Raw genomic sequence first — 12087 nt, forward strand, 5'->3', positions numbered from 1 at the left:
CTTGTTGATCAGCGTCGACTTGCCCGCGTTGGGACGGCCCACCACAGCGACCTGCAGCGGCTTGGCATCGGTCGGCTCGGGGATGCTCTCTACCTCATCTTCGCCGATCTCTTCGTCCAGCACCACATCGGTGACCGGCGAATGATCCACTGCCTCGGTTTCAAACTTCTCCGCCAGCGGCATCAGGACCGAGTAGAGATCCGGCATTCCTTCGCCGTGCTCGCCGGACAAGCGCAGGGGCTCGCCCAGACCAAGGCTGTAGGCCTCCAGCACGCCGGCTTCGGCGGCGTTGCCTTCGGCCTTGTTGGCGACCAGGATCACATGGGCGGATTTGCGGCGCAGAATGTCGGCAAACAATTCATCGGTCGGCGTCACGCCGGTGCGCGCGTCAATCATGAACATGCAGATATCGGCCATATCCACCGCCCGCTCGGTCAGCCGCCGCATGCGGCCCTCCAGCGAGTTGTCGGTGGCATCTTCCAGACCTGCGGTATCAATCACCGTGAACCGCAAATCGCCCAAACGCGCCTCGCCTTCGCGCAAATCGCGCGTCACGCCCGGCTGGTCGTCGACCAAGGCCAGTTTTTTGCCCACAAGGCGGTTGAACAGGGTGGACTTGCCCACATTGGGGCGGCCCACGATGGCGAGGGTAAAGGACATCAGACCAGCTTTCTGCGATTCAGACGCGGCTCATAACGCATCCGGGCGGCATCCGCCACCCGGAAACACTGCTCAGCGGTATGCCAGCAATTCACCATTGGAGGAAACCACGTAGAGCGTGCGCCCTGCAACAACCGGTGCGGTGGTGGCGCCGCCCGGCACCTCGGCGGTGCGGATGAGGCTGCCATCCTGCGGGTTGAAAAAGCGCAGAAGCCCGTCATTGGAGGCGACTACAATCTGCCCGCCTGCCAGCACCGGCCCGTAATGCACATGGATCCGGCCGCGCTTGCCTGGCCTGTCTTTCAGAAACCCCGGAAGATCAACCGCCCAGATCACCTCGCCGCTGCCCGCATCCAGGCGCAGCAGCTGGTTGAGGTCGCTGACCTGGAACAGGCTGCCGCCTGCAGGCCAGGCTGTGCCAGCGGCGCCTTCGCGCGCGGTCCACAGCCGGTCGCCGGTGTCGAGATCGATCGCGACGGTGCGCCCCGAGTGGTTGCCGGCATACAGCCGCTTTCCCGAGACCACCGGTGCGCCGGTCACATCGCTGATCCGCGACAGGGTCAGGCCGGTGCGCTGGCCGGAGACCGATGCGCTCCAGCGGCGCAGGCCGCCGCGGCGGAAAGTGGCGATCAGATCCCCGGAACCAAAAGCAAAGACCGCCAGATCATTGGTCACCACAGGTGCAGGCGCCCCCAGGATATTCGACGCCGAGGGCGAAGCTTCGATCTGCCAGGCGATGCGGCCGTCCTTGGTCCTGACAGCCCAGCCGGTGTCATCCCCTGCCACCAGATAGACCAGGCCGCCGCTGACCCGCGGCTGGCCCGAGCCGGTGGCGTCCAGTTCCTGACGCCAGATCAGACTGCCATCGGCAGCATCCAATGCTGTCAGCACGCCATAGCCGGAGGAGACGTAAAGAACGCCATCATCATAGGCCAGACCGCCACCGGTGGCCTGACCCTCGTCATCTGCTGCCGGGATCAGCGTGCTGCGCCACAAGACCTGCCCCTGCGGCGACACCGCCGAAACCTGTGCTGCGCTGTCCAGCGCGTAAATGCGCCCGCCGCCGACCACCGGCGTTGCGGTGATACGCTGGCGGCGCCCGTCGCCGCTTCCGATGGAAGCGGACCAGATCCGCTGCGGCGCCGCTGCCAGTGCAGGATGTGCTGTGCGTCCGGCCTCGGCGCCATGGCCCTGGGCCCAGCTTGCATTTACCACTTGTTTGGGCAGCGAAATCGCGCGGGATTGGTTGACCACCTCAACTGCGGCCTCCGGACGGATGTCCTCGCGTTCTCCGCGCAGGATAATCTCTTCCTCCGCACAGGCGGCCAGAATTGCCACCGCCGCGGTGCCGCACAAAAAAGCCCGTGCCCGGGAGAATGTTCTGCTTTTTGTCATTACCCTGCCCTGTCTGCCGTTCGTGTTCCGCAAGTTCCCATCTGCGGAGCGCCTCACCCCTCAGGCGCAGAGGCATCCTCCATGGAGCCGCCAAGCGCCACAATCAACTGAGTTGCACGTTCTTTCAAGTCTGCGCTCACAGAAGCATCCGCTGCAATCTCCCGGAGCCGGCCGATTGCGGCCGGGGTATTACCCGCTTCAATATCCAGCAGCGCCAGCTGTTCGGACGCCAGCAATGCCAGCGGCGCGCCCGGCTGGGCCAGCGCCTCATATTGCAGGCGCCGGTCGTCAGAGCTCAGGGTTCCGGCCTGCAAAGCCAGTGCCTTGAAGCTGGCAATATGGCGGTAGATCAGCGGCAGCTCGCCATTGACCGCCACAGTCTCCAGCCGGGCGACCGCCTCCGCAAGCTTGCCCGAGTCCGCCAGCGCACCCGCTTCCAGCATTTTCAGAATGGCTGCGCCGCCAGCGCTTTTGGCGGAAACCGCAGCCAGTGCTTCGGATTGGTTGCCGCTGCCGTCAATTTCCAGCGCGGCGCTGATCGCATCCCCCAGGGCTTCTGCCGCGGCCTGGTCCTGTGCCTTGCTGTACTCGCGGTACGCGGCACCGCCGACGATCAGCGCCACCACAGCGCCGCCGATCCAGCCGTAGCGTTTCAGCATCAGGAATAGCCGGTCACGGCGGACCTCTTCGGTCACCTCATCGATAAAGCTGTCGGTATCGCTCATGAAAAGCCCCTGATGTGCGCGGCCCAGGCAATCCGCCCGAACCGGTAATAAATGCGTTGCGCCCCTCTTAACCCGGCTCAAAGGCCAAGCCAAGTGGCCCGTTTGCACCAGAAACCCCGGCTTTTACCCCAGAAAGGAAAGAAATGTGAACTAAACGGCTTAGTTTAGAATGGACAACTCTTGTATCAGGCTTATCACATACGCGTGGCTCCCATAGAGAGCAGGTCCTGCCATTTGTGAGCAGGCCCTGCCATATTCCGGTCATGGGCATTTTGCACCTATGACCCGACCCGACAGGAAACAAGGAAGGCCCGACATGCGTATCATTCCGATGCTGACTGCTGTGGTTGTGACAGCTGGCCTCTATTTGGTGATAATTCAGCGTGATAATCTGATTGCCTTTGCCCGCGGCGAGGTCGCGCCAGGGGCCGGCCAGACCGGGCCGGAACCAGTTGAAGGCCAGCAGCTTGCCGAGGCCTCGGACATGCGAGTCGGCGTAGTGGCCCTGCGAAGCAAGGCGCGCACCATTGACAGTGCGGTCATCCTGCGTGGACAGACGCAGGCGATCCGCCAGGTCGACGTTCGGGCCGAGATCACCTCAACCGTGATTTCCGAACCCTTGCGCAAAGGAGCCCATGTGAAGAAGGGCGACTTGCTGTGCGAACTCGACCCTGGCATCCGCCAGGCCATGCTGATTCAGGCGCAGGCCCAGTTAAAGGAAGCCAGGATCAATCTGACCGCCTCGGCGAAACTGTCGCAAGGCGGTTACGCCTCGGAAACCCGGCTGGCCTCCTCGGAGGCTGCGGAGCGGACGGCCTTGGCCGCAGTGGCGACAGCAGAACAAGAACTCGGCCACCTAACCATTACTGCACCTTTCGACGGCCTGCTGGAAAGCGACACCGCCGAACTGGGAAGCCTGCTGCAGCCCGGCAGCCTGTGCGGCACAGTGATACAGCTCGACACCATCAAGCTGGTTGGCTACGTGCCCGAGGCCGAGGTGAACAAGGTGACCCAGGGCGCCACGGCCGGGGCCGAACTGGCGACCGGACAACATGTGCAGGGTGAGGTCACCTTTGTCAGCCGTTCCGCCGATCCGAACACCCGCACTTTTGAGGTGGAAATCACCGTTCCCAACCCGGATCTGAGCATCCGTGACGGCCAGACCGCCGATATAGCGATTTCTTCGGCCGGCCGGCTCGCGCACAAGCTGCCGCAATCGGCGCTAACGCTGAATAACGAAGGCAAGCTGGGGGTGCGCGTTGTCGGTTCTGATAGCACTGTGGTATTCTACCCGGTGCAGCTCCTGCGGGATGAGGCCGACGGAGTCTGGCTCGGCGGCCTGCCCGAAACCGCAAATGTGATCGTGGTGGGGCAGGACTTTGTGACCGAAGGAGTCGTGGTGGCGGCCACCTACCGGGAGACTGAACAGTGATTGGCATCGTCGATTGGGCCGCCGGCCGCGCGCGGATGGTCCTCGCCTTCATCGCGATCTCGCTGCTTGTCGGCGGCGTCGCCTATTCGATGCTGCCCAAGGAGGGTGAGCCGGACATCGAAATCCCCGCCCTGTTCATCTCGGTCCCCTTCCCCGGCATTTCGGCCGAGGACGCCGAAACCCTGATGGTCAAGGTGATGGAGACCGAGCTGGCCGATCTCGATGGGCTCGACAAGATGACCTCAACCGCCGCCGCGGGCTATGCCGGGGTGGCGCTGGAGTTCGAGTACGGCTGGGACAAGACCGCGATCATGGCCGACGTGCGCGACGCCATGGACAAGGCCGAGGCGGAATTCCCCGACGGCGCCGAGAAATACTCGATCACCGAAATCAACTTTTCCGAGTTCCCGATCGCCATCGTCAACCTGACCGGCCGATCTCCGGAACGCACGATGGCCCGCATTGCCAAAGACTTGCAGGACGACCTTGAAGCGCTGGACGCGGTTCTGGAGGCCGGGATCGCCGGCAACCGCGACGAAATGGTCGAGGTGCTGATCGACCCGCTGCGGCTGGAAGCCTATAATGTCACAGCACTTGAGTTGATCAATGTTGTGCAGAACAACAACCAGCTGATTGCGGCAGGTGAAGTGGAGACTGCGCAGGGCACCTTTGCGGTCAAGATCCCCTCCTCCTTTGACGAGGTGAAGGATATCTATCAACTGCCGGTCAAAACCAACGGTGACCGTGTGGTTACCCTTGGGGAACTGGCGCAGATCAATTTCACCTTTGAAGACCGGATCGGCACCGCCCGATTCAACGGCGGAGACACAGTGGCGCTGCAGGTGGTCAAGCGCAAAGGCTACAACGTTATCGACACCGTCAACCTGGTGAAAGAGACGCTGGAATCCTCCAAATCCAAATGGCCGCCGGAACTGCAGGCCGCGGTTAACGTCGGCACTTCCAACGATCAAAGCCGCGTTGTCGGCTCGATGGTCAGCCAGCTGGAAGGCTCGGTTCTGACCGCCGTGGCGCTGGTGATGATCGTCGTTCTGTCCGCGCTTGGCAGCCGCGCTGCGCTGTTGGTCGGCTTTGCCATCCCGACGTCGTTCCTGCTGTGCTTTGCATTTCTGGCGCTGATGGGCGTCACCATTTCCAACATGGTGATGTTCGGACTGATCCTTGCCGTGGGCATGCTGGTGGATGGTGCCATTGTGATCGTAGAATATGCTGACAAACGCATCCAGGAAGGCACCGGCCCGATGCACGCCTATGTCGAGGCAGCACAGCGGATGTTCTGGCCGGTGGTCTCCTCCACCGCGACCACGCTCTGCGCCTTTTTGCCCTTGCTGTTCTGGCCCGGTGTGCCTGGCGAATTCATGGGAATGCTGCCAGTCACAATGATCTTTGTGCTGTCCGCCTCGCTGGTGGTGGCGCTGATCTACCTGCCTGTCATGGGCGGAGTCACCGGCCGTATCAGCCGCACATTCGAGGGCGCCTCCCGCGCGCTGCGCATGGTCGCGCCCTGGTGGCTGCGCGCCGCTTTGGTGCCTGTTGCCATGTGGGGCATGTTTGCAGGCGCCATGCAGATGCTGAACCCGTCTTACCTGCTGGGCAGCGGGGCCGATGGACTGGGCGGCGCGCTGTTTGGCGGGCTGGTCTTCACGCTTGCCTCTTTTGCCGCCTCCATCACCCTTAGCGCGGTCAAGATCGAGCGTGAGCAGAAAGAGGTCGCCGCCGGCTACCATCACACGCCCTTTGGCCATGTGATCAAGTTCATCGCAGGCAACCCGGTGATGCCGGTGGTGACCATCATCGCGGTCGCGTTCTCCATCATGATGGTGTTCAAAACCTTTGGTGAAAACAACCTTGGCGTTGAATTCTTCGTGGATTCGGAACCTGAACAGGCCTCCGCTTACGTCCGCGCCCGCGGCAACATCTCGTTGCAGGAAAAGGACGCAATGGTCCGCGCCGCTGAAGACATCATCCTGCGGCACCACGCAGTGATCAACGTCTTTTCCTTTGCCGGCGACGGCGGGTTGAACACCGACAGCTCCGGTGCGCAACTGCCCCCCGACACCATCGGCCAGGTCCAGTTCGAGATCATCCCTTGGGAAGACCGCCCCACCGACAACGAACCGCTGGATGGCTGGTTCGGGGAGGTGCTGAGCAAATACCTGGGCGTTGAAAAGGAACTCATCGCCGAGGAATACGACGGCAACACGGTCCTGGACGAGCTGAACGCCGAAATGGCCAGGCTGCCCGGTTTTGAGGTTGAGGTCCGCGCCCTTGCGCAAGGTCCGGCCTCCGGCAAACCGGTTCACCTGCGCCTGCGCGGCGACGGCTGGGAAGAACTGACAGCCGCCACCCTAGCCGCACGCGCGCATTTTGAGGCCACCCCAGGCCTGACCCTGATCGAAGACAGCCTGCCGCTGCCAGGCATCGACTGGCAGATCGACGTCGATGTCGAAAAGGCCGGCCGCTACGGCGCCGATGTAGCCACCGTGGGCGCGATGGTTCAGCTGGTCACCCGAGGCATCCTGCTGGACACCATGCGGGTCGACAGCTCGGACGAGGAGATCGACATCCGCGTTCGCCTGCCGGAACAGGACCGGGTACTGTCGACGCTCGATAACCTCAAGGTCCGCACTGCCGACGGGTTGGTGCCGCTGTCCAACTTCATCACCCGCCAGCCGGTCCCGAAACTGGCCCAGATCAACCGCATCGGCCAGCAGCGGTTCTATGATGTGAAAGCCGACGTGGAAGCGGGCCTGAGCAAGGCTGTGACCGAAGATCCGGAGACCGGCGAATTGACCGGGCTGGCGCTGCTGAAGGACGTGCCCCAAGGCACCGCGGCAACCGGAGAAACCATCGTCGCACCAAATGGCAAAACCCTGCAGCTGGTGCAGCTGACGGGTGCTGAAAGCCTTGAGGCGCTGAAGGCTGCGCTGGAGGATGGTGCCAGGATCAGCCCGGTCAACCCGAACGAGCGGATCGCCGTCATCACCGAATGGCTGGAAACCGATCCGCTGCCGCGCGGCATCAGCTGGGAATGGACCGGCGACCAGGAGGAGCAGGAGGAATCCGGCGCCTTCCTGTCCAAGGCCTTTGCCGGCGCGCTGGCGCTGATGTTCGTGATCCTGCTGGCCCAGTTCAACAGCTTCTACAATTCCGCGCTGGTGCTGCTGGCGGTAGTGCTATCCACCACCGGGGTGCTGATCGGCATGATGGTAATGCAGCAGCCGTTTTCGATCATCATGACCGGCACCGGCATCGTGGCGCTGGCAGGGATTGTGGTGAACAACAACATCGTGCTGATCGACACCTACCAGGAGTTCAGCCAGCAGATGCCGCGGATCGAAGCGATCATCCGCACCGCGGAGGCGCGCATCCGCCCGGTACTGCTGACCACCATCACCACGATGGCGGGCCTGACCCCGATGATGTTCGGCGTCAGCCTGGACTTCATCAACGGCGGCTATTCCATCGACAGCCCCACCGCGCTGTGGTGGAAACAGCTGGCCACGGCAGTGGTCTTCGGCTTGGGCATCGCCACCGTGCTAACCTTGGTTGTCACCCCCTCGCTGCTGGCAATCCGGGTGTGGTTCGCCACTTATATGCGCGCCCTGGGCCGGGCGCTGTCGCGGATTACCCGCGGCCGCTCCAGCCGCATCGCGCAGGACTCGCGTCTGTTCAAAAAAGCGCGGCAGCTGCCGACGACGGAAATTCAGTGGGTAGAGGATTCGGCGTCTGAAAAGGCCGGCGACCAAGGTGAAGAGGACGAACCGCAACCGCCCGCCCCGCAGGGCCGCCTGCGCGCCGCGGAATAGCGGAAGAATGGTGAAAGCTGGCCCCGCACCTCCGGGGCCAGCTCTTTGCATTGCAACGTCAGCCTGTCTGCAGGGAACGGCAGCTTTTGCACAAGGCTCCAACCAGAGAGGAAGCGAGCCGGCCTGCTGGGAACAGGTCTGACCGCGGTGATGCCCAGCCCGCTTTTGCCAGCACGCCGGCGTCCACGGCGGCCTTCATTTCATCCTGGTCAACCTCGCCGTCGGCATCGGCATCGATGGCGGCAAAGGTTTCCGCGTTCAGTTCCGGATATTCGGCCTGCAACTCTTCCAGCGAGAAGGAGCCGTTGCCGTCCACGTCGGCCTCGGCGCCGATGCCAACGGTGACCCCGGTGGCGAGGTCCAGTGCGGCCACCGGGGCAGCGGCAAGGGCAGTCAGGGCGGCAGCAGTCAATGCGAAGGACTTCATGTGAGATACTCCATTCATTCTATTGCGTTTTTCTAAACCCACGGTGTCTCGGTGAGCCACGGATAGAGGTAGGCACAGCGCGCAGCCATCGCCAGAGGCCGGGACGGCCCGGGAAATTTTCGGCGCGGGGCCACCGAAATCCCGCCCCGGTCTGAGCGCCTTGCCGCCCTGGCCCGAAACCTGTGCCTTTCTCCGCTTAGCCGCAGCCGCGCAAGCCGCAGGTTTTTGCCGCCGCTGTCGCCGGTGCGGCAATAACGCAAGTCTCTGGGAACTTTCCCGGCCGGTCCGAAAGCCGCCGCACGAGGCTTACGCCACGTCCTGATCCGCCTGCTGACGCTGCCACAGCCGCGCATACCGCCCGTCCCGTGCCAGCAATTCGTCGTGGGTGCCTGTCTCGGCAATTTCCCCCTGCTCCAGCACCACGATCCGGTTGGCTTCGGCAATGGTAGACAGACGGTGCGCGATGGTGATCACTGTGCGTCCCTGCCCGGCCCGAGCCAACGCCTCCTTGATTTCCTGCTCAGTATCGGTGTCCAGAGCCGAGGTCGCCTCGTCCAGCAGCAGCACCGGCGGATTTTTCAGCAATGTGCGGGCAATGCCAACCCGCTGCTTCTCGCCGCCGGACAATTTCAAACCACGCTCGCCGACCTGCGTGTCATAGCCCTCCGGCAGCGCCGCGATGAAGTCATGGATCTGCGCGTCGCGCGCCGCTTGCTCCACATCAGACTGGGTGGCCCCGTCGCGTCCATAGGCAATGTTGTAGCGGATCGTGTCGTTAAACAGCACAGTGTCCTGCGGCACCACGCCGATCGCGTGGTGCAGGCTTTTCTGGGTCACGTCGCGCACGTCCTGACCGTCGATCTTCAACGCGCCGCCAGTGACGTCATAAAAGCGGAACAACAACCGTCCGATGGTGGATTTTCCCGACCCGGTGGAACCCACGATCGCCACCGTCTGGCCAGGTTCCGCTTCCAACGAGACGCCTTTCAGGATCTCCCGCCCTGACTCATACGAAAACCGCACATCCTCCAGCGTGATCCGGCCGCCATTGACCCGCAGCTCAGCAGCGCCCGGGCGGTCGCTCACATCGGCGGGCTGCTCCAAAAGATCAAACATCTCGCCCATGTCCACCAGGCTCTGGCGGATTTCGCGGTAGACGGTGCCAAGGAAGTTCAACGGCACCGTGATCTGGATCATATAGGCGTTGACCATGACGAAATCGCCGACCGTCAATGCGCCCCGCTCCACGCCGATCGCGGCCATCACCATAACACCGATAAGGCCCGCGGTGATAATCATACTCTGGCCGAAATTCAGTGCAGCCAGCGAAAAGGCTGTTTTCAGGGCCGCCTGTGCATATCCCCGCATCGCTCCGTCATAGCGTGCCGCCTCGCGCTCCTCGGCGACGAAATACTTGACCGTCTCGTAGTTTAGCAGGCTGTCGATGGCTTTCTGGTTGGCGTCGGTGTCCTGCTTGTTCATCTCGCGGCGCAGCTTCACCCGCCATTCGGTCACCGCAAACGTGAACCAGACATAAAGGGTGATGGTTCCGGCCACGACTGCCAGATACCAGGCGTCGAAAAGAACCGTCAGAATCACCGCAACCAGGGTCTGCTCCAGGATCAGCGGCCCGATGGAGAACAGCATGAAACGCAGCAGGAACTCGACACCCTTCACGCCGCGCTCGATGATCCGGCTGAGCCCCCCGGTCTTACGGGTGATGTGATAGCGCATCGACAACCGGTGGATATGGGCGAAGGTCTCCAGCGCCAAACGGCGCAGGGCACGCTGCCCGACCGGGGCAAAGATTGCATCGCGCAACTGCTGAAACCCAGTGGTCAGGACGCGCGACATGCCATAGGCCACCGTCAGACCGACGGCGCCCAGGGCCAGCGGCGGCACCCCCTCCCCCGCGAGACTGTCGACTGCGTCTTTATACAGCATCGGCGTATAGACCGCGATCAGCTTGGCCAGAACCAGCACCGCCAGCGCCAGCACCACCCGGACCTTCACTGCACGGTTATCCTTGGGCCACAAATACGGTCCCACCTTGCGCAGTGTGCGCAGGCCGGACCGGCGTTCGTCTTCGGCGGTGAGGGCTGGCGGCGGCACGGCGGCCTGGTCTGTCTGGGTCATGGTGGTTCCTGGCTTGACCCCCTCAGATATTCACCTGTTCACGGTTTTGCGAGGGGCAAACAGGAAAAACGCACCCCAGGGGCGGGGTTCTTTGCTGTTACTCCGGTACAGTAAAGACTTGCCCCGGATAAATCAGGTCCGGATCGCGGATCGCACCGCGATTGGCCTCAAAGACCCGGAGGTACAAAAAGCCGCTGCCGTATTTCTGTCGGGAGATTGCCCAGAGCGTATCGCCCTTCTGCACCGTTACTGCCCGTACCAATGGCACCGGCTGATCCGGCGTTGCCTCCTCCGCAGGCTGCAGCAGCGTCCCGGGAGGTTCGCGTTTGAACGGGGTTTCCAGACGGCTGACCACAGCTCCGGTTCCCGCTTCGATCTCATCCAGGCGCAGGGTATAAATGCCAGGTGCCACATCTTCCAGCCGGCCGCTCCAGCGCCCGTCTGCCGCGGCGTCCAGCTCTGCCACAGGCCGGTTGTCAACATAGACCCGCACCTGCGACTGCGGCTGCGCCCGGCCTGACAGCTCGACCCCGCCGCTGCCATTGTAGCTGATTGAATCCAATGCCACTTCGTCATTCAGCTCCGGATCGGCGGGACTTGCGGGCTGCACAACCTCAATCCCCTCCGCATCTGCCCGCAGAACGGCCATAGCCTGCCCCTGCGGTGTTTCCGGTTCGCCGGCAGTTGCCGGGTCCGTTGACGCTGCCGGAGCCCCTGCTGCGAAGGTGCCCGCCGTCTGACCGGTGCTGTCATCACCATTGCTTGGGTCCGCCATTCCTGTAACCGAGTCAGCGGCTGGATCCAGAGCCGCTGATGCTGTTTCGATTGCAGATTGTTCCGCCACGGCAACCTCTGCAGATTTGAGCACTGCTGCCTGACTGACCGGCGCCAGGATAAAAGACGCCCCCGAGACTTTCTTCCGGCCGTTATGTTCGGCCAGAAGCGACACCACCCGTGCATCGGTGCTTGGCGCAATCGTGGTCAAAGAAACAAATTCACCGCCCGTCGGTACTTCCAGTTGTTCCAACACTTCGCCGTCCAGCAATACCGATATACGCACCCCTGCCTGCGCGCGTCCGGCAATCACTGTGGCGCCTTCATTGTCTATCCGCACCAGATCCAGTTCGGGGGGGGCCAGAACAAAGGTATCTACCGTGGACGTTGGCGCCTCATCAACTGCGTCTGCCAAAGCAATCCGTTCCGGCCGCGCCGCTGTTTCGGGCGCTTGACCCGTAGAAATTTCATTTTCTATTTTAATTCCGATATTTACTTGCAGATCTTCATCTGGAACCTGGCCTTCTGAAGCCACTGTTTCAGCAGATTCAGCCTCAGCCCCGCCGGTGTCGGAAACAGCGGCTGCAGGTTCAGATTCCGCTCTCTCGGCTTTGGTTCGGGTCTGGTTCTGCAGCGGCTGGCCGGATTCGCCGCCATCCCCTTTGAATGCGCCCCCCCCATTTGCCGCCTGGCTGCCCGTCTGTTGGTCCG

At 62.7% G+C, this 12087-nt stretch carries 8 protein-coding genes; 2 read left to right on the forward strand and 6 right to left on the reverse strand.

The annotated features are described in order from the left end of the window. The 3 genes from VOI29_RS17060 to VOI29_RS17070 form a co-directional block, all read right to left on the reverse strand. On the reverse strand, positions 1-660 hold a 660-nt coding region (locus tag VOI29_RS17060; RefSeq protein WP_323781289.1), incomplete at its 3' end, for a GTPase. Positions 661-732: 72 nt separating this feature from the next. Beyond that, positions 733-2055 (reverse strand): PQQ-like beta-propeller repeat protein, encoded by a 1323-nt coding sequence (locus tag VOI29_RS17065; protein ID WP_323781292.1) that lies wholly within the window; start codon positions 2053-2055, stop codon positions 733-735. 53 nt (positions 2056-2108) lie between these two features. Beyond that, positions 2109-2780 (reverse strand): hypothetical protein, encoded by a 672-nt coding sequence (locus VOI29_RS17070; protein ID WP_323781294.1) that lies wholly within the window; start codon positions 2778-2780, stop codon positions 2109-2111. Between the two features lie 316 nt (positions 2781-3096). On the opposite strand from VOI29_RS17070, the gene VOI29_RS17075 reads away from it, so the two are divergent. After that, positions 3097-4212: an efflux RND transporter periplasmic adaptor subunit gene (locus tag VOI29_RS17075; RefSeq protein ID WP_323781297.1), complete on the forward strand. Its 1116-nt coding sequence runs from the start codon at positions 3097-3099 to the stop codon at positions 4210-4212. Further along, entirely contained in the window at positions 4209-8039 is a 3831-nt protein-coding gene (locus tag VOI29_RS17080; protein ID WP_323781300.1) for an efflux RND transporter permease subunit, read from the forward strand. Before VOI29_RS17075 ends, VOI29_RS17080 begins: the two co-directional genes overlap by 4 nt. Positions 8040-8097: 58 nt before the next feature. Here VOI29_RS17080 and VOI29_RS17085 read toward each other — a convergent pair whose 3' ends face one another. The 3 genes from VOI29_RS17085 to VOI29_RS17095 all read right to left on the reverse strand — a co-directional run bounded on the left by VOI29_RS17085 (position 8098) and on the right by VOI29_RS17095 (position 11791). Next, positions 8098-8466: a hypothetical protein gene (locus VOI29_RS17085; protein ID WP_323781303.1), complete on the reverse strand. Its 369-nt coding sequence runs from the start codon at positions 8464-8466 to the stop codon at positions 8098-8100. A gap of 306 nt (positions 8467-8772) precedes the next feature. Further along, positions 8773-10602, reverse strand: coding sequence for an ABC transporter ATP-binding protein/permease (locus tag VOI29_RS17090; protein ID WP_323781307.1), 1830 nt, complete (start codon positions 10600-10602; stop codon positions 8773-8775). A gap of 97 nt (positions 10603-10699) precedes the next feature. Further along, positions 10700-11791, reverse strand: coding sequence for a LysM peptidoglycan-binding domain-containing protein (locus VOI29_RS17095; protein ID WP_323781309.1), 1092 nt, complete (start codon positions 11789-11791; stop codon positions 10700-10702). Positions 11792-12087: the final 296 nt, after the last annotated feature.

It is taken from the genome of Leisingera sp. (assembly GCF_034669605.1).
Taxonomy (GTDB): Bacteria; Pseudomonadota; Alphaproteobacteria; order Rhodobacterales; family Rhodobacteraceae; genus Leisingera.